This is a genomic window from Acidovorax sp. ST3 (assembly GCF_003231145.1).
Classification (GTDB): Bacteria; Pseudomonadota; Gammaproteobacteria; order Burkholderiales; family Burkholderiaceae_C; genus Acidovorax.
Map to the genome: position 1 here is coordinate 295861 of NZ_QKVP01000002.1, position 17667 is coordinate 313527.

Here is a 17667-nt window from a genome sequence, read left to right on the forward strand (position 1 = left end):
GCTGCGGGCGGCTCCTTGCGGTGCCGCTCACCCCAGCCGGAACACGTCCACCGAGCGGCCCAGCGACACCGCACTCTCCTTGAGACCCTGGGCGGCGGCGGCAGATTCCTCCACCAGCGCGGCGTTCTGCTGCGTCACGGTGTCAAGCTGGGTCACGGCCTCGTTGACCTGGGCAATGCCCTGCGACTGCTCCTTGGTGGCGCTGCTGATCTGCTGGACCAGCGTGCTCACGCGTTCCACCGCATGGACCACGCCTTCGATGGTGGTGCCGGCATGGTCCATCTGCTGCGCGCCGCTGGCGATCTGGTTCACCGTGACGCCGATCAGGCCGCTGATCTCCTTGGCCGAGCTGGCACTGCGTTGCGCCAGTGCCCGCACCTCGCCAGCCACCACCGCAAAGCCCCGGCCCTGCTCGCCAGCCCGCGCGGCTTCCACCGCGGCGTTGAGCGCCAGCAGATTGGTCTGGAAGGCAATGCCCTCGATCACGCCCACGATCTCGCTGATCTTGGTGGACGACAGCTTCATCTGCTGCATGGCCGCGCCCACCTCCTGCACCGCTTGGCCACCGCGCGTGGCGATGTCGCTGCTCTGTGCGCTCTCGTGCGACACCTTGGCGGCTGTCTCCGACGTCTGCAGCACCGTACTGGCCAGTTGTTCCATGGCCGCGGCGGTTTCTTCCAGGCTGCTGGCCTGCGACTCGGTACGGGCCGACAGGTCCATGCCGCCGCGCGCGATTTCGTCGGCCGATTCGATGAAGTTGCGCACCTCGGTGCGCACGTCGCCCACCACGGCGCGCAGATTGACCTGGGTCTGCTGCAAACGCTGCATCAGCGCGCCCAGGGGTTGGGGGTAGTCCGTGCCCACCGACGTGGCGAGGTTGCAGGCCGAGATGTCGGATGCGAAGCGGGTGGCGTCGTGCACCCCTTGCAGCACGGTGGCCTGAAAGCGCCACAGCGTCCACCCCGCCCCCAGCACCAGCAGCGCCAGGCGGGCCACCCAGGCGGTGGTGCCTTGCAGGCCCATCACGTCGGGCAACAAGGCCAGCAGCACCATCACCGCCAGCAACAGCGCCATGCGGGGCAGCAAGGCCATCTGCGCCAGGCGCTGCTGCCAGCCGCGCACCCCGCGATAGCGCACGTTGCCCGAGTTCAGGTAAAAGCTGCTCGCGCCCGATGCCGCCTCGCTGCGCATCTGGGCATACAGGGCTTCAGCGGCAGAAATTTCTGCCGCGCTGGGCTTGGTGCGCACCGACATGTAGGCGCGTGGCTTGCCGCCTTCCATGATGGGAGTGACATTGGCGCGCACCCAGTAGTGGTCGCCGTTCTTGCGCCGGTTTTTCACCAGCCCCGTCCAGGGCTCGCCCCGGCCAATGGTGCGCCACATGTCCTTGTAGGCCTCGGGCGGCATGTCCGGGTGGCGAATGATGTTGTGCGGCTGGCCGATGAGTTCGTCGTAGCTGTAGCCACTGACGCGCACAAACGCCGGGTTGCAGTGCGTGATCTCGCCCTTGGTGTTGGTGCTGGACACCAGCAGCTCATCACCGGGGTAGTCAAAATTCTGCTGGGTCACTGGCAGGTTGATGCGCATTCGAGGCTCCTGGAAGGCCTGCGGCAGGGGCAGGCAGCGCGGTGTTTTGTTAGACGTTCGTGTAACCGCTTGATACGAATCAAGTCTAACTGCTCACTCCTCCGATTTGCACCAAAAAGGTGCCGAATGAGGGGTAGCTTGCACAACCCTCCCAAGGCGCGCCCAGCCCCCTCCTGTGGCATTAAAAGAGCTGCCCCGTGTCCCTGTCCACACCCGCCTGCGGCCTGCGCCGGCTGCTCGCGGCTGCCGCACGGGTCTGCGGATCGGGCTCAGGCTCCTCGCCGCGCCGCACCAGCGTGCTGGCACGTACGCCCAGCAGCCGCAGGCGCTTGTCCAGCGGCACGCGCTTGAGGCACTGCCCGGCCAGCTGCCGGATGGTGGCCCCGTCGGCCGTGTAGCTGTGGGCGGTGTGGTCGCGCGTCGCAATCTTGAAGTCGTCGTAGCGCAGCTTGATGCCGATGGTGCGCGCCACATAGCCCTTGCGCTGCAGGTCCTCGGCCACGCGCATGCACAGGTCGGTAAAGATCGCGCCCAGCTCGGCCCGGTCGCGCACCGCATGCAGGTCGCGGTCAAAGGTGGTCTCGCGGCTCATGCTCACGGGCTCGCTCTCGGTCACCACCGGGCTGTCGTCGCGGCCCCAGGCCACGCGGTGCATCCATGCGCCAGTGGACTTGCCAAAATGGCCCATCAGCCATTGCTCATCCTGCGCGGCCAGCTGCCCGATGGTCTCGATGCCTAGGCGCGCCAGCTTCTCGCCAGCCTTGGGGCCAATGCCGTTGATCTTGCGCACGTTCAGGGGCCAGATCTTGCTCTGCAGGTCTTCCTCGTAAACGATGGAGATGCCGTTGGGCTTGTTGAACTCGCTGGCCATCTTGGCCAACAGCCGGTTGGGCGCCACGCCAATCGAGCAGGTCAGCCCGGTCCGTTCAAAGATGCTTTTCTGGATGAGCCGCGCAAGCACCCGCCCGCCTTCGCGCTGGCCTCCCGGCACGTCGGTGAAGTCGATGTAGACCTCGTCCACGCCCCGGTCCTGCATCACCGGCGCGATCTCGGTGATGGTGCTTTTGAACAGGCGCGAAAAGCGTCGCACCTCATCAAAATCCACCGGCAGAACGATGGCCTGCGGGCACAGCTTGGCCGCTTTCATCATGCCCATGGCCGAGCCCACGCCAAACTGCCGCGCCGGGTAGGTGGCTGTGGTGATCACGCCCCGGCCCACATAGTCCTTGAGCAGCGGAAAGTCCTCCACCGGGATGAAGCGCCGCTCGCGCTCTGCGGTGCCGTCCGGGCCGCGCAGCAGCAGCTCGTCCACCTTGCGCCGCCCGCCCCCTATCACCACGGGCAGGCCTTTGAGCTGCGGGTAGCGCAGCAGCTCGACGGACGCAAAAAAAGCGTCCATGTCCAGGTGCGCGATGCGGCGCCGCTTGCCGGAAGAGGCAGCCTGCGCGGGGGGGTGGGTCTCAGAAGAATCGAACTCGGTGGCGGTCACACCCGATATTGTGCGGGGCGGCGCCATCCCTGCGCAGGCGGTGCATTAGCGATTGCGCCGCGCGCTACGCTCCCCTGCCGCGATGGCCCCCAGCAATAGCACCACACCTGCCATCTGCCAAGCGTCCAAGGTGTGCTGAAAGTACACCCAGTCCACCACGATGGCGACCGTCGGGTAGGCAAACTGCAGCACCGCCACCCGGGCCGTGGCCAGCCGGGCCATGCCTGCGTACATCAGGGTGTATGCCAGGCCCGTGTGGATCAGCCCCAGCCCGGCCAACCATGCCCATGGGGCGCCCCAGGCGGGCCAGCCTTGGCCCACGGGGGCCACCCACAGCACGGCGGCACCCAGCGCGCATTGCCACCACGCCAGCGCGCCCACCGGCAGCGCCCCCAGGCGCTTGGCAACCACGGTGACGGTGGCTGTGCACAGCGCACCGACCAGGCAGAGCCCCACGCCCACCCAGTAGCCAGACGCATGCCCGGCGCCGGAGGAGGTCAGCCCCCCGGCCACGCCCGTGGCCAGCACCAGCCCCACCATCGCGACCAGCACGGACACCACGCGCTGCCGGGGCACGGCTTCTTTGAGCCACCAGGCCCCCAGCAGCAACACCCACAGGGGCTGCACATGGAACAGCACCACCGCCACCCCGGTGGGCACCTGCTGGATCGCCGTGAAAAACAGCCACCAGCTCGCCAGCATCAGCCCGCTGAGCAGCAACACCCACGGCAAAGCCGCCCAGCCCACCCAGAGCCCCCGCCACAGTCCCGACCATGACCGGTGGCGCCAGGCCATCCATAACGTGAGCCCCACGAGACCAAAAGCGCAGCGGAACCAGGTCACCGTCAACGGCGCCGCCTGCGCCTCGTGCACGAACACGCCGATGGAGCCCAGCAGCGCGTTGCCCAGCAAAAAAGCGATCCAGCCATCCAGCCGGTGGGCAGACGACAGCCCACGCTCGCTGCCCGCAGGGAAGGCGGACGCGGGAACCACGGGGACGGATGTGCCTGAAACGGTAGAGGACGACTGCTGCATGCCCGCAGTGTGGCCGCCAGCCGCTGCAATCGAAAGCGCATAATTTACGCATCAATCATTCGATTTTCGAATACATCACCACAGGGGCAATCCATGAGCTACCGCGACTTGCAACTCGACTGGCTTCAATGCCTGGTGGCGGCGGTGGATGCAGGCTCGCTCTCCGGCGCGGCGGCCGAGGTGCACCGGTCGCAGTCGGCGGTCAGCATGCAGCTCAAGAAGCTGGAAGACGCCGTAGGCCACCGACTGCTGGAGCGCGATGCCCGCAAGCAGCACCTCACGCCCGAGGGTGAAACCCTGCTGGGCTATGCGCGCCGCATTCTGGAACTGCACGCAGAAGCGCACGACGCACTGAACGGCGACACCCTCACAGGCCGGGTGCGGCTGGGGGTGCCGGATGACTACGCAGCGCGCTACCTCACGCCTGTGCTCAAGCGCTTTGCGCCCCGTCACAGTGCGGTGGAGATTGAGCTGGACTGCGAGCAGTCCACCGCACTCATCCCGCGTGTGGCCAATGGCGACCTGGACCTGGCCCTGATCTCGCGCGACCACGCACGCCGGGGCACGCTGCTGTTCCATGAGCCCATGGTGTGGGTGGGGTCGGCGCAGTTCGAGTTGTGGAGGCGTGACCCGCTGCCGATTGCGGTGTACGAATCGGCCAGCCTGGCGCGGCGCGGCGCCATCCACGCGCTGGCGCAGCAGGGGCGCCGCTACAAGGTGGTCTATCACAGCTCCAGCCTGGCCGGGCAAATTGCAGCGGTGGAAAGCGGCCTGGCCGTGGCCGCCCTCACCCACTGCAGCGTGCCGCCGCAGCTGCAGGTGCTCGGCACCGAACACGGCCTGGGGCCGCTGGGGCCTATGGAAGTGGCCGTGTACCGCAGCCGCGCATCGCGCGGCTCCAAAGCGGTGGACAGCCTGCAGAGCCTGCTGGTGCAGACCCTGAGGCAATCAGGCGGCGCCCGCGTAACCAGCTGAACGCCTAAGGGCCTAAGGGCCTAAGTACGAAACGGGAGCCTACTTCTTGGAGAGTGCTGCACTGCGAATGCCCTGCAGCGTGCCGGTGGGCGTGATCGCCTCGGGGTCGATCAGGCAGTGCAGCACGCTGGGCATGCCACTGGCGCGGGCCCGGGCCAGCGCGGGGGCGAAGTCTTCGGTGCGCTCCACGCGTTCACCATGGCCGCCAAAGGCCTGGGCGTAGGCCTTGAAGTCAGGGTTCTTGAGCTGCGTGGCGCTGATGCGGCCAGGATACTCGCGCTCCTGGTGCATGCGGATGGTGCCGTACATGGCGTTGTCCAGCAGCACCACGATGATGGGCAGGCCGTATTGCACGGCGGTCGCAAACTCCTGGCCGTGCATCAAAAAGTCGCCGTCGCCCGCAAAGATCACCACCTCGCGCTGCGGCCAAAGGCGCTTGCCGCCCACGCCTGCGGGCAGACCGTAGCCCATCGACCCGCTGGTGGGCGCGAGTTGGCTCGCGTAGGTGGTGAAGGGCCAGAAGCGGTGAATCCACGTGGCAAAGTTGCCTGCACCGTTGCAGAAGATGGTGTCGGCGGGCAGCACTTCCTTGAGGTGCTGCATCACCTGGCCCATTTGCAGGTTGCCAGGGATGCGGATGGGCGCCGTGTCGCTCCAAGCCAGGTACTCGGCATGGGCCGCTTCAGCGTGCGCCTTCCAGGGCACTGCCGCCGTGGGTCGCACAGAATTCAACGCAGCTGTGAAAGCCTGTGGCGTGGCGTGGATGGCCTGGGTGGGGCGATACAGCTTGCCCAGTTCGTCCGCATCGGCATGCACATGCACCAGGGGCTGCGCGGGCGTTGGGATGTTGAACAACTCGTAGCCTTGCGATGGCACCTCCGACAAGCGACCGCCCACCACCAGCACCAGGTCCGACGCCTTGATGCGCGCCAGCAGCTTGGGGTTGACGCCCAGGCCCAGGTCGCCGCCGTAGCAGGCGTGCGTGGCCGGGAACAGCATCTGGCGGCGGAACGAGCAGTACACAGGGATGGACCACGCTTCGGCAAAGGCCGTGAACTCCCGCACCGCCTGCTCAGACCAGCGGCTGCCGCCCAGGATGGCCACGGGGCTTTGGGAGGCTTGCAGGCGCTGGGCCAGCTCGGCCATCTGCGCGGCGCCGGGGTGGGTCTCCGTCACCTGGTAGGGCAGCGCATCGGCCACCGTGGCGGCTTCGGTCAGCATGTCTTCGGGCAGCGCCACCACCACGGGGCCGGGGCGGCCTGAGGTGGCAACGTGGAAGGCGCGCGAAATCAGCTCGGGCACACGGGCCGGGTCATCAATCTGCACCACCCACTTGGCCATGGTGCCAAACACGGCGCTGTAGTCCAGCTCCTGAAACGCCTCACGCCCCATGGCGTTGCGGGCCACCTGGCCCACAAACAGGATCATGGGCGTGGAATCCTGGTGCGCAATGTGCACGCCGGCCGAGGCATTGGTAGCACCCGGCCCACGTGTCACAAAACAGATGCCGGGCTGGCCCGTGAGCTTGCCCTGCGCCTCGGCCATCATGGCCGCACCGCCCTCCTGGCGGCACACGGTCACGCCAATATCAGCGTCATGCAGCGCATCGAGCACGGCCAGATAGCTTTCGCCGGGCACGCAAAAGAGCTGCTTCACACCATGGGTGATGAGCTGCTGCACCAGGATCTGGCCGCCGGTGCGGGGGGTGGGGGACGAGGTATTCATGTCTTCAGTGACTAGATCAGAAAAAAATCAGAACAGGGCCTGGCAGGCGCGCTGGATGCGAGCGCAGGCTTCTTGCAAATCAGCGGTAGAGGCGGCGTAAGAGATGCGAAAGTATGGCGCCAGCCCCAGCACCCCACCGGGCACCACCGCGACATGGTGCTCGCGCAGCAGGTAGGCGCAAAAGTCGGCATCGGTGCGCAGCAACATGCCTCCGGGCGTGGTGCGCCCCAGCACGCCTTCGCAGCTGGCAAAGGTGTAGAACGCGCCCTCGGGCACACGGCAACGCAGGCCGGGCGAGGCATTGAGTGCGGCCACGACCAGATCGCGCCGGTCCTGGAACGCTTGGCAGCGCTCGCGCACCACGTCTTGCGGCCCCGTGAGCGCCGCCACAGCCGCCGCCTGGCTGATGGACGACGGGCACGACGTGGCCTGGCTCTGCACCACAGCCATCGCCGCAATCAGCGCCTTGGGACCTGCGCCGTAGCCCAGGCGCCAGCCCGTCATGGCATACGACTTGGAGACACCGTTCACCGTCAGCGTGCGCTCGCGCAGCGAGGGCAGCACAACGGCGGGCGTGGCAAACGCGCGGCCTTCATACAGGATGTGTTCGTAGATGTCGTCCGCCAGCAGCCACACCTGCGGGTGGCGCTCCACCACTTCCAGCACCGGCCGCAACTGCTCGGCGCTGTAGGCCGCGCCGCTGGGGTTGGAGGGCGAGTTGATGAACACCCAGCGCGTGCGCGGCGTGATGGCCGCCTCCAGCTGCTCGGGCGTGATGCGAAAACCGTTGGCTTCGGTGCAGGGCACGACCACCGGTACACCGCCCGCAATCAGCACCATGTCGGCGTACGACGTCCAGTACGGCGCGGGCAGGATCACCTCGTCACCCGGGTTCACCGACGCCATCAGCGCGTTGTAGAGGATCTGTTTGGCGCCTGCACCGGCGGTGATTTCGTTGAGCGCAAAGTCCAGCCCGTTGTCATGCTTGAACTTGTGCTGGATGGCGGCCTTGAGTTCGGCCGTGCCATCCAGCACCGTGTAATGCGTCTCCCCCCGCGCCATGGCTTTTTGCGCGGCCTCCAGGATGTGGGCGGGCGTGTCGAAATCGGGCTCGCCCAGGCCCAGCACGATCACGGGCTGGCCCTGGCGCTTGAGCTGGTTGGCCTCTTGCGTCAGGCGCACGATTTCGGAGACGCCGATGGCGCCCAGGCGGTCGGCCGCGCGGAAGGCCGTGGCGGGGATGGGAGCGTTCATTGCTGGTAAGTCTCCAGGGGCTTGTCGTTGGGGGTGGCAAACAGCTGGCGCAGCGTGGTGCCCAGCGGCAGGTTCAGGCTCATGTTCTTGGGCGGAATGGGGTTCACAAACCACTTGGTGTAGATCTTTTCCATCTCACCGCTGGCCATCAGCTTGGTGAGCACGCCATCCACGGCGACCTTGAAGGTCGGGTCGTCCTTGCGGAACAGCAGCGCAATGGGCTCGGCGCCCAGCGGCTCGCCCACGATGCGGTAGGCCGAGGGGTCTTTGGAGTTGGCAATCATCCCGGCCAGCAGGTTGTCGTCGAGCACAAAGGCATCGGCGCGGCCGGTCTCCAGCAGCAAGAAGCTCTCGTGGTGGTCCTTGCCCAGCACGGTCTTGATGGGGGCGCCACCCAGCGCGCGCTCTTGCTTGCGCAGCAGCTGCACGGCGGTGGTGCCGGTGGATGCCGCAATGGTGCGGCCTGCGAGCTGGCTGATGGACTTCAGGTCCGAATCCTTGCGCACCGCCATGCGCACTTCGCTCACATAGGTGGTCACCGCAAAGGCCACTTGCTGCTGGCGCGCGGTGTTGTTGGTGGTGGGACCGCAGCCAATGTCGAGCGTGCCGTTTTGCACCAGGGGCAGCGTGTTCTGCGCCGTCACCGCCATGTATTCGAGCTTGGCGTCGGGCGCGATTTCTTTCAGCACGCGTTCGCACAGCTCGACGTGGTAGCCCACGTATTTTTCATTCGCGCCCAGCGCGTAGGCCATGGGCGGCGAGGTTTCGCGCACGCCCAGCACCACCTTGCCGCTGGCCTTGATCTTCTCCAGCGTGGGCTGGGTGACCGTCTGCGCCAACGCGGGGGCCGTGGCCACACAGGCCAGAGCCAGGCCTGCGGCGAGCGCAGTGAAGGTCTTGCGGAAAATTGCCATGTCGTTGTCTCCGTGTGTTTTGTGGTTGGCAGGTTGAGGAATTAGTGAGAGAGAAATCGGGCGGCTGGGATGACGCTCAGATCACGTTCTTTTCGAGCAGCGGCGCATTGCGCGCAATGCGTTCGATGGACAGCGGCGACAGGTCCAGGCTTTGGTAGCTGCCCGTGAGCAACAGCTCGGCCACGCCCCGGCCCACGGCAGGGCACTGCTGCAGGCCGTGGCCCGAAAAGCCGTTGGCAAACACCAGGTTGTCGCACGCCGGGTGCAGGCCCACGATGGCGTTGTGATCGAAGGTGTTCATCTCGTAGTAGCCCGCCCAGGCGCCCTGCATGCGCAGTGCTTCAAAGCCGGGGATGCGCTCGGCCAACGTGGGCCAGATGTGATCCTCGAACGCCGCGTACTCGGGCTCCAGCGGGGCAAAGTCGGCGTCGTTGTCCGCGTCGGGCGCAAAGCCGCAGATGAAGCCTTTGCCCTCAGGCCGTAGCCAGATGCCGCTGGTGTCGATGAGCAGCGGGCAGCCCGGCAGTGCGGCGGGGCTGGTCAGGTTGAACACCGTGCGGCGCTTGCCCACCACGGGCAAATCAATGCCCGCCCAGCCCGCAATGGCAGCCGCCCACGGGCCACCGGCATTCACGGCGTAGCGACACCGCTGCACGCCACCGCTTTGTAGGCGCACTGCGTTCACATGCTGCACGCCGTCGCTGGCCTCCATATCCAGGCCCACGGCCTCATCGGCCACATAGCGCACGCCCTGGCTCTGCGCCTTTTTGCGCAGCGCCGTCAGCAGCAGGTAGCCATCAAACCAACCTTCGCCCGACAGGCCCAGCGAGCCCAACACCACATCCTGCAACGCCAGCCACGGAAAGCGCTCGGCCAGTTGCTGCGGACTCAGCAGCGCGACATCGGCGCCATGCTGCTTCTGCAGTGCATGGTTTTCGCGCAGCGTGGCCTCGCCTGCCTTCGTGGCCAGGTACAGATAGCCGCCTTCGTGCAGACCAATGTCGGGCACATCGCCATGGCACGCCAACAGCGTGCCGACGTTGCGCAAGAAGCCGATGCCAAACGCCGAGATCTGGATGTTGATGTCGGTAGAAAACTGCTGGCGGATCGAGCTGGCCGACAGCGCGGACGATGCACGCGCGTAGGTCGGGTCGCGCTCGACCACCACCACCTCGCAGCCCGGTTGCTGCAAGGTGAGGAAGTACGCAATCGCGCTGCCAATGACGCCACCGCCAATGATGACGATGGGGTGTGAGGCCTTAGCGGTCAACATGAACGGTGCCAGCAGCGCGTGGCTTACAGGTCAAACGTCACGCCCTGCGCCAGCGGCAAAGCGGTGGAGTAGTTGATGGTGTTCGTCGCCCGGCGCATGTAGGCCTTCCAGCTGTCCGAGCCCGCCTCGCGGCCACCGCCGGTTTCCTTCTCGCCGCCAAACGCGCCGCCAATCTCGGCGCCGCTGGGGCCGATGTTGACATTGGCGATGCCACAGTCCGAACCGGCGGCCGACATGAACTGTTCCGCCTCGCGCACATTGAGCGTGAAGATGGACGACGACAGGCCCGCGCCCACGGCGTTGTTCATGGCAATGGCGTCGTCGATGCTGCTGTAACGCACCACGTACAGGATGGGCGCAAAGGTTTCGTGCAGCGCGGGGCCTTCGTGCTTTTGCAGCTCCACCAGCGCAGGGCGCACGTAGTACGCGTCCGCACCGCCCACGCCTTCCACACGGCCACCGCCGTGCACCGTGGCGCCCAGCGCGCGGCTTTGCTCCAGTGCCTTTTGCATGCCGTCAAAGGCCATGCGGTCGATCAGCGGGCCCACCAGCGTGCCAGCGGTGCGCGGGTCGCCCACCTGCACATTGGCGTACACCTTGGCCAGCTGGGGCACCAGCTGGTCGTAAATGCTTTCGTGCACGAACAGGCGGCGCAGCGTGGTGCAGCGCTGGCCCGCCGTGCCCATGGCGGCAAACGCAATGCCACGCAGGGCCAGGTTCAGGTCGGCCGTGGGCGCCACGATGGCCGCGTTGTTGCCGCCCAGTTCCAGAATGCCGCGCGCAAACCGCGCTGCCAGGCGCGGGCCCACGGCGCGGCCCATGGCGGTGGAGCCTGTGGCCGACAGCACGGGCACGCGGGCGTCATCCACCAGCACCTCGCCGATGTCGCGCTGGCCCACGATCAACTCCAGGAGGCCTTCGGGGGCATCGGCGCCAAAGCGTGCAATGGCACGCTGGGCAATCGCGTGCGTGGCCAGGGCAGTGAGCGGGGTCTTTTCCGAAGGCTTCCACACCACCGAGTCACCGCACACCAGCGCCAGCGCGGCGTTCCACGACCACACAGCCACGGGGAAGTTGAAGGCCGAGATCACGCCACACACGCCCAGCGGGTGCCAGGTTTCCATCATGCGGTGGCCGGGGCGCTCGGTGGCAATCGTCAGGCCGTACAGCTGGCGCGACAGGCCCACGGCAAAGTCGCAGATGTCGATCATCTCCTGCACCTCGCCCAGGCCTTCGGACGGGATCTTGCCCGCCTCGATGGTCACCAGCAGGCCCAGGTCGGCCTTGGCGGCGCGCAGCTCTTCGCCCAGCAGGCGCACCAGCTCGCCCCGGCGCGGTGCGGGCACATTGCGCCACGCCAAAAAGGCCGCATGCGCGCGGCCGATGGCGGCCGTGGCGTCGGCCGCGCTTTGCTGTGGCACCTGGGCCAGCACCTCGCCCGTGATGGGCGAACGCGCCGCCAGCGTGCCGCCGGTGTAGGCAGCGCGGGGCACGCCCAGGCGTTGCAGCAGTTGATCGACTTCAGACAAGAGCGGTGTGACAACAGGGGTGGCGGCAGGGGTGGCAGACATGGCGGCTCGCAAAGGTGAATGGAGACAGAGAGATGGCAACAGCGTGGAAGAACACACGCAATGAATGCGCCAATATCCGCCAATCGCGCCGTGCTGGATAGCAAAAAAATGGAACTACTTGATCACAAATCAGCATGAAGTGCCTGAAAATTGCAGAGCGGCCGACGCTTGATGTAGTAGCGCTACGCCCCAAAACCATGCACAACGAGACAGAGCCGCTCATTCCCCCTGCGCATGATTGCCCCCATTTGCCACCATGACCCTGCTGCGCCGCGCCTTCCTGCCCTCCACCGCCGACCTGCTGGCCTTTGAGGCGGCAGCACGCCACCAAAGCGTGTCGCGTGCGGCCGAGGAGCTGCACCTCACCCAAAGCGCGGTGTCGCGCCAGATCCGCCAGCTGGAAGAACAGATCGGCACCGCCCTCTTCCACCGCGTGCGCCAGCGTGTGGTGCTCACCGACGCGGGCCGCGTCTATGCGGCCGATGTGCAAAACGTGCTGCAGCAGCTGTCGGCCAGCACACAAAAAGCCATGGCGTTCTCCAGCACCGACGGCCTGCTCAACCTGGCCGTATTGCCCACGCTGGGCACGCGCTGGCTCATCCCGCGCCTGGGCGGCTTCATGGCGCTGCACCCCGAGGCTATGGTCAACTTCTCGGCCCGCACCGAGCCGTTTGACTTTGCGGGCACGCCGTTCGACGCTGCCATTCACTTCGGCACGCCGCACTGGGCGGGCGCCGTGTGCGAATACCTGATGCACGAAGAAACCGTGCCCGTGTGCAGCCCCACCTACCGCGACCGCCACCACATCCGCACCCCACAGGACCTGACGCGTGTGGTGCTGCTGCAGCAAAGCACCCGCCCCACCCAATGGGCCGAATGGTTTGAGCTGGTTGGCGCCCCCACCGCCCTGGCCCTGCGCGGCCCCCAGTCGGAGCACTTCGCCATGATTGCGCAAGCCGCCGTATCGCACCTGGGCGCGGCGCTGCTGCCGCGCTTCTTGATCGAGCAGGAGCTGGCGGCAGGCAGCCTGGTGGAGCTGTCAGACCAGGTGCTGACGAGCACCGATGCGTACTACCTGGTGTACCCCGAGGCGCGGGCACAGACGCCGCTGGTGAAGGCGTTCAGGGACTGGCTGGTAGGGGAGTGCGCAGGGCAGAGGCAGGGGTGAAACGCTCACCGCTGACGCAGAAGGGCACCCGTGCTCAGGCGCTTGAGGAAGTAGGCAGGCAGCATGCGCGGCCCCAGGTTGACCCAAGTGCCTGACGATGCCTGAACGCTAGTGAAAAAACTGCACCAGGTCAAAATTGTCAATCGACTTCGCCAGCTCCAAAGGAGAGATACCGTAGTTGTTCTCCTTGTTTCTGTCAGCCCCAGAGCGAAGCAACAACTTGATCAAATCGCCGCTGCCGTCTGCATGGAAAACAGCATCTGAAAGAGGTGTATTTCCATTGGCATCAACAGAGTCCACGCTCGCTCCCGCCAGTATCAAGGCCTCTGTGACGGCGCAGCTGTTGGACTGCGCAGCGAAGTGCAAGGGGGTCAAGCCATTGTCATCCGACGCATTGGGGTCCGCGCTGGCCAACAGAAGTTCTTTCACCTTCAACAGGTCAGCCTCCAGAGCCGCGTAGTGAAGTTCGGTTCGCCCCATGCGATCCACGCCAGAGCGTTCGTTCTTCTTCGGACTTTTGCGCGTCATTGCCTCTCCGTCACTTGCATTGCAGAACCATCGAGGATGAAAGGTGCCGTTCTGAAGACGCTGGACATCGATACCCCCTGGAAATGACTGACGACCTGGGTTTGCAGATGTGAAGCGTTGCGCGAATGGCGAAGGCCAAGATCCCATGGCACCCCGGAATTTCAACCCAGCGAACTATAGCGTTCGAAGAAGCAGGTACGTGGCCCTTATCTGCTTTGGAAATTGATGTGCTCCAAAGCGTCCAACCACGCGGCAAGATTCTGTTCCATGTCGAATTCGTTCAAGACGCTGCCCCCAGCGCCAGGGCATCCTCCGGCGCCATGCAACTTGAATCCCTCGACACCCATCTCTGGCACGCCACCCACGCCTTCAAGGCCAACGGACTTCCCATCACCACCCGCATGACTGTGGTGCGGCTGCCAGGAGAGCAGCTTCTCGTCCACTCACCGATTCCAATGCCCCCAGGGAGTGCCCTGCTGGAGCAGCTGCAGGCACTTGGCACGGTGGCTTTCATCGTGGCACCGAACAAGATGCACCACCTGTTTCTGGCGCCTTGCGCCCAGACCTTCCCGAACGCCAGGGTGTATGGCCCCAAGGGCCTGGCTCAGAAGCGGCCAGACCTGGCAGCCAGGCTGAACGATCTGCCCTCAGGCGATGTGCACGAATGGCTTCCAGACCTGGAGCACCTGGCTTTTGAAGGCATTCCTGCAGGCAATGAGTCGGTATGGTTCCACCGCCCTTCGGCCACGCTCATCGTGACAGACCTTCTGCAGTGGATGGCGGGGGACCTGCCTTGGTCCACGCGCGCCTATGCCACGCTGACCGGGGTGCGGCGCCAACTGGCGGTTCCGCTCACGGTGCGCGCGCTGGTGCGTGACCGTGGTGCCGCAGCCCGCAGTGCAGAGCGCGTGCTGCGCTGGCCCTTTGAGCGGGTCGTGACGGCCCACAACCAGGTGCTGGACGACCACGCCCACGCACAGGTCACAACAGCATTCGCTGTGCTCTGCTGACCACACCCAACAGCCGCCTATTTCTGCTCCTGTCCCGCAGGCTGAATGGCCTGATCGGGGCGCACGCTCGACAGGCTTTGTGCTGGCCGCCGCAGCGTCACATCAAACGGATTGATCTTGGGCCCCACCGCCAAGGCTTCGCGCTTGAGCAGCTCCACCACCGTGGGCAGCCGGTCGTCATTGAGCCGCGCAGAAATGGTGCCCACGCTCAGCGCTGCCACTGCGCGCCCCTCGCGGTCCAGGATAGGCACGGCCACGCCGGCCATGCCTTCGAGCAAGCCGGTATTGCGCCCCGCATAGCCCAGCTGGCGCACGCGCTCGATTTCGGTGCGCAGGTAGACCTCGTCAAACACGCCGTACTCCCGCACGCGCGACAGGTTGAAGCGGATGACCTCTTCACGCTCAGCCTCGGGCAAAAACGCCAGGATGGCCAGCGCGCCCTGCCCCACACCCAGGGCCACGCGGCCGCCGATGTCGCCGGTGAACGAGCGGATGGGGAACGGGCCCTCGCTGCGGTCCAGGCACACGGCGTCAAACCCGCTGCGCACCAATAAAAAGATGCTGTCACCCAGGCTGGCGCACAGGCGCAGCAGCGCGGGGCGGCACAGGCTGCGCAGGTCGCCGGGGTTGCCAGCCTTCGCCGCCAAGGCGAAGAAATCCATGCTCAGGCGGTAGAGCTTGCTGCGCTCGTCCTGCTCGACCATGCCCTCTGCCACCAGCGATTGCAGCAAACGGTGCGTGGTGGCCTGCGTGAGGCCCACGGCACGCGCCAATTGGGTGACTCGCCCGCCCTCGGCCTGCACGGCCGACAGGGCCCGGATGACGGCAAACACCCGCGGTACGCCGCCGGTGGCGGTGGATGCGGCTTCCATACCTCGCTCCTGTGGAATTCGTTGAACAAACTGAAGGCATCATATTTCATTCAACGGAATAAATTCAATAAAAATTCTGATTAATGGAATACCCGAAGCATTCTGGTTTGTTTATTGCAATAGATTCCACCGAATCAAGCGGCTGTTCCATTCTTTGTGTGACGCTTGCACCACCCCGGTGCAAACACCCCAAAGGCCCGCAGCCCATCCCTGCAACTCCACAGCAGGTGGCACGCACCGCCCTCAGGCAACCCGTGCGGCGCCACCACCGGAAAGGCTTTCGCCATGTCGTTTCTCAAGCTCACGGATGTGACCAAGTTCTATGGCAGCACCTGCGCGGTGCAGGCCATGAACCTCACGGTGCAAAAGGGTGAATTTGTGTCGCTGCTGGGCCCCTCGGGCTGCGGCAAGACGACAACGCTGCAGATGGTGGCGGGGTTCGAGGCCGTGACCAGCGGGCGCATTGAGCTGGACGGCAAGGACATCACCCACGCCAAGGCCAACACGCGCGGGCTGGGCATCGTGTTCCAGAGCTATGCGCTCTTCCCCCACATGACGGTGGCGGCCAACGTGAGCTTTGGGCTGGAGATGCGCAAGGTGCCCAAGGCCGAGCGCGCCGAGCGCGTGGCCCAAGCGCTGGCCCTGGTGCACCTGGAAAAGCACGCCACGCGCTACCCCCGCGAGCTGTCGGGCGGCCAGCGCCAGCGCGTGGCCCTGGCCCGTGCGCTGGTGATCGAGCCGCCCGTGCTGCTGCTGGACGAGCCCCTGTCCAACCTCGACGCCAAGCTGCGCGAGGAGATGCAGTTTGAGCTTCGGCAAATCCAGCGCAAGGTGGGCACAACCACCATCATGGTCACGCACGACCAGAGCGAGGCCATGTCCATCAGCGACCGCGTGGTGGTGATGGAAGCAGGCCGCGCCACACAAATCGACCACCCGCACCGCGTATACGAGCACCCGCGCACACGCTTCATCTCCACCTTTGTGGGCAAGGCCAACCTGCTGCCGGGACAGGTCGCGCACGCGAGCGGCACGCGCACGCAGGTGAAGGTGGGCGCCCTGACGATGGAGGTGGACGGTGCCCGCTACCGCCCCGGCGCGGCCGTGCTGCTGAGCGTGCGGCCTGAAAAAGTACAACTGGTGCCGGCCGTGCAGGGCCGAATGGAGGGGCAGGTTTGCGAGCGTTTCTTCTTGGGCAGCCAGTGGCTGTACCGCGTGGGTACCCCCGTGGGCGATCTGATGGTGCTGGCACCCAATGACGGCCGCGCCGCGCTGTCCGAGGGCGAGCGCACAGGCGTGGACTGGCCCGACCACTGCATGCGACTGCTGCCCGCCGATGAAACCGCACTGGCTGAGCTGGAAGCCGAAGACGCTGCCGCCGAGGTGGCGCCATGAGCCTGGCCACCACCTTGCTGCACAAAAAGGCCGCGCCCTGGTGGCTGTCCGGCCCGGCGCTGCTGTTGTTCACGGTGTTGTTGCTGGTGCCGTTGGCACTCACCGCCGTGCTGTCGTTCAACGCGTTCGACCCGACCACGGGGGTGAAGGCGGGCGAGTTCACGCTGGAGCACTACGCCCATGTGTTCACCGATTCGTACTACTACTCCATTTTTTGGCGCACGTTCTGGATCGCGGGCCTGGTCACGCTGATCTGCGTGGTCGTTGGAGCGCCCGAGGCCTACATCCTGAGCCGCATGGGCAACCCGTGGCGCTCCATCTTGCTGCTGGTGGTGCTGGCGCCGCTGCTGGTGTCGGTGGTGGTGCGCGCCTTTGGCTGGAGCATGTTGCTGGGCCCCGAGGGGCTGGTGAATGGCGCGCTGCAGCTCATCGGCATCGGCCCGGTGAAGATGCTCTACACCGAGATCGCGGTGGTCATCGCCCTGGTGCATGTGATGCTGCCTTTCATGGTGATCCCCGTGTGGACTTCGCTGCAGAAGCTGGACCCCGGTGTGGAAAACGCCGCCCTGTCGCTGCAAGCCACGCCCTTCACCACACTGCGGCGCATTGTGTTGCCGCAGGTGCTGCCAGGCATCTTGTCAGGCAGCCTGATCGTGTTTGGCCTGGCGGCCAGCTCGTTCGCCATTCCCGGCCTGCTGGGTGGGCGGCGGCTGAAGATGGTGGCCACGGTGGTGTACGACGAGTACCTACACGAGCTGAACTGGCCCCTGGGCGCCGCGATTGCGCTGACGCTGCTGGTGGCCAACCTCGTGGTCATGCTGAGCTACAACCGGCTGGTTGAAGGCCGCTACAAGAAATCTCTCGGGTGAGC

At 65.9% G+C, this 17667-nt stretch carries 15 protein-coding genes; 5 read left to right on the forward strand and 10 right to left on the reverse strand.

From position 1 onward, the window contains the following. Positions 1-27 precede the first annotated feature (27 nt). The 3 genes from DNK89_RS06325 to DNK89_RS06335 form a co-directional block, all read right to left on the reverse strand. Positions 28-1587: a PAS domain-containing methyl-accepting chemotaxis protein gene (locus tag DNK89_RS06325; protein ID WP_110959395.1), complete on the reverse strand. Its 1560-nt coding sequence runs from the start codon at positions 1585-1587 to the stop codon at positions 28-30. A 181-nt stretch (positions 1588-1768) separates the two neighbouring features. Further along, entirely contained in the window at positions 1769-2986 is a 1218-nt protein-coding gene (locus tag DNK89_RS06330; RefSeq protein WP_203422229.1) for a DNA polymerase IV, read from the reverse strand. Positions 2987-3121: 135 nt separating this feature from the next. Then, positions 3122-4069 carry a DMT family transporter gene (locus DNK89_RS06335; RefSeq protein ID WP_110959396.1) on the reverse strand — a complete coding sequence of 316 codons (948 nt, stop codon included), beginning with the start codon at positions 4067-4069 and terminating at the stop codon, positions 3122-3124. A 135-nt stretch (positions 4070-4204) separates the two neighbouring features. Here DNK89_RS06335 and DNK89_RS06340 point away from each other — a divergent pair, with 135 nt between their 5' ends. Next, complete coding sequence (locus DNK89_RS06340; protein ID WP_110959397.1) at positions 4205-5086, forward strand: LysR family transcriptional regulator; 882 nt, start codon at positions 4205-4207, stop codon at positions 5084-5086. Positions 5087-5125: 39 nt separating this feature from the next. Here the strand turns inward: DNK89_RS06340 and DNK89_RS06345 are convergent, their stop codons facing one another. The 5 genes from DNK89_RS06345 to DNK89_RS06365 all read right to left on the reverse strand — a co-directional run bounded on the left by DNK89_RS06345 (position 5126) and on the right by DNK89_RS06365 (position 11823). Further along, positions 5126-6811, reverse strand: a complete 1686-nt coding sequence (locus tag DNK89_RS06345; RefSeq protein WP_110959398.1) for a thiamine pyrophosphate-binding protein — start codon at positions 6809-6811, stop codon at positions 5126-5128. A 27-nt stretch (positions 6812-6838) separates the two neighbouring features. Next, positions 6839-8065 (reverse strand): pyridoxal phosphate-dependent aminotransferase, encoded by a 1227-nt coding sequence (locus DNK89_RS06350; protein WP_110959399.1) that lies wholly within the window; start codon positions 8063-8065, stop codon positions 6839-6841. Continuing rightward, positions 8062-8979 (reverse strand): amino acid ABC transporter substrate-binding protein, encoded by a 918-nt coding sequence (locus DNK89_RS06355; protein WP_110959400.1) that lies wholly within the window; start codon positions 8977-8979, stop codon positions 8062-8064. Before DNK89_RS06355 ends, DNK89_RS06350 begins: the two co-directional genes overlap by 4 nt. Before the next feature lie 76 nt (positions 8980-9055). Continuing rightward, positions 9056-10252 carry an FAD-binding oxidoreductase gene (locus DNK89_RS06360; RefSeq protein WP_110959401.1) on the reverse strand — a complete coding sequence of 399 codons (1197 nt, stop codon included), beginning with the start codon at positions 10250-10252 and terminating at the stop codon, positions 9056-9058. A 23-nt stretch (positions 10253-10275) separates the two neighbouring features. Continuing rightward, positions 10276-11823 (reverse strand): aldehyde dehydrogenase family protein, encoded by a 1548-nt coding sequence (locus DNK89_RS06365; protein ID WP_110959402.1) that lies wholly within the window; start codon positions 11821-11823, stop codon positions 10276-10278. Between the two features lie 256 nt (positions 11824-12079). On the opposite strand from DNK89_RS06365, the gene DNK89_RS06370 reads away from it, so the two are divergent. Beyond that, on the forward strand, positions 12080-12991 hold the full coding sequence (locus tag DNK89_RS06370) for a LysR family transcriptional regulator (RefSeq protein ID WP_203422214.1): 912 nt from the start codon (positions 12080-12082) through the stop codon (positions 12989-12991). A 108-nt stretch (positions 12992-13099) separates the two neighbouring features. Here the strand turns inward: DNK89_RS06370 and DNK89_RS06375 are convergent, their stop codons facing one another. Next, on the reverse strand, positions 13100-13519 hold the full coding sequence (locus DNK89_RS06375; RefSeq protein WP_110959403.1) for an ankyrin repeat domain-containing protein: 420 nt from the start codon (positions 13517-13519) through the stop codon (positions 13100-13102). A 320-nt stretch (positions 13520-13839) separates the two neighbouring features. Here DNK89_RS06375 and DNK89_RS06380 point away from each other — a divergent pair, with 320 nt between their 5' ends. Next, complete coding sequence (locus DNK89_RS06380; RefSeq protein ID WP_110959823.1) at positions 13840-14529, forward strand: DUF4336 domain-containing protein; 690 nt, start codon at positions 13840-13842, stop codon at positions 14527-14529. 17 nt (positions 14530-14546) lie between these two features. Here the strand turns inward: DNK89_RS06380 and DNK89_RS06385 are convergent, their stop codons facing one another. After that, complete coding sequence (locus tag DNK89_RS06385) at positions 14547-15401, reverse strand: IclR family transcriptional regulator (RefSeq protein WP_110959404.1); 855 nt, start codon at positions 15399-15401, stop codon at positions 14547-14549. Positions 15402-15686: 285 nt separating this feature from the next. On the opposite strand from DNK89_RS06385, the gene DNK89_RS06390 reads away from it, so the two are divergent. After that, complete coding sequence (locus DNK89_RS06390; RefSeq protein WP_110959405.1) at positions 15687-16796, forward strand: ABC transporter ATP-binding protein; 1110 nt, start codon at positions 15687-15689, stop codon at positions 16794-16796. Further along, positions 16793-17665 (forward strand): ABC transporter permease, encoded by an 873-nt coding sequence (locus DNK89_RS06395; RefSeq protein WP_110959406.1) that lies wholly within the window; start codon positions 16793-16795, stop codon positions 17663-17665. The genes DNK89_RS06390 and DNK89_RS06395 overlap by 4 nt, the downstream gene beginning before the upstream one ends. Positions 17666-17667: the final 2 nt, after the last annotated feature.

Bases quoted from the DNA above. Each gene is read 5' to 3' on its own strand.
- DNK89_RS06325 (WP_110959395.1), bottom strand. From the start codon at position 1,587: ATGCGCATCAACCTGCCAGTGACCCAGCAGAATTTTGACTACCCCGGT.
- DNK89_RS06330 (WP_203422229.1), bottom strand. From the start codon at position 2,986: ATGGACGCTTTTTTTGCGTCCGTCGAGCTGCTGCGCTACCCGCAGCTC.
- DNK89_RS06340 (WP_110959397.1), top strand. From the start codon at position 4,205: ATGAGCTACCGCGACTTGCAACTCGACTGGCTTCAATGCCTGGTGGCG.
- DNK89_RS06345 (WP_110959398.1), bottom strand. From the start codon at position 6,811: ATGAATACCTCGTCCCCCACCCCCCGCACCGGCGGCCAGATCCTGGTG.
- DNK89_RS06350 (WP_110959399.1), bottom strand. From the start codon at position 8,065: ATGAACGCTCCCATCCCCGCCACGGCCTTCCGCGCGGCCGACCGCCTG.
- DNK89_RS06355 (WP_110959400.1), bottom strand. From the start codon at position 8,979: ATGGCAATTTTCCGCAAGACCTTCACTGCGCTCGCCGCAGGCCTGGCT.
- DNK89_RS06360 (WP_110959401.1), bottom strand. From the start codon at position 10,252: ATGTTGACCGCTAAGGCCTCACACCCCATCGTCATCATTGGCGGTGGC.
- DNK89_RS06365 (WP_110959402.1), bottom strand. From the start codon at position 11,823: ATGTCTGCCACCCCTGCCGCCACCCCTGTTGTCACACCGCTCTTGTCT.
- DNK89_RS06370 (WP_203422214.1), top strand. From the start codon at position 12,080: ATGACCCTGCTGCGCCGCGCCTTCCTGCCCTCCACCGCCGACCTGCTG.
- DNK89_RS06375 (WP_110959403.1), bottom strand. From the start codon at position 13,519: ATGACGCGCAAAAGTCCGAAGAAGAACGAACGCTCTGGCGTGGATCGC.
- DNK89_RS06380 (WP_110959823.1), top strand. From the start codon at position 13,840: ATGCAACTTGAATCCCTCGACACCCATCTCTGGCACGCCACCCACGCC.
- DNK89_RS06385 (WP_110959404.1), bottom strand. From the start codon at position 15,401: ATGGAAGCCGCATCCACCGCCACCGGCGGCGTACCGCGGGTGTTTGCC.
- DNK89_RS06390 (WP_110959405.1), top strand. From the start codon at position 15,687: ATGTCGTTTCTCAAGCTCACGGATGTGACCAAGTTCTATGGCAGCACC.
- DNK89_RS06395 (WP_110959406.1), top strand. From the start codon at position 16,793: ATGAGCCTGGCCACCACCTTGCTGCACAAAAAGGCCGCGCCCTGGTGG.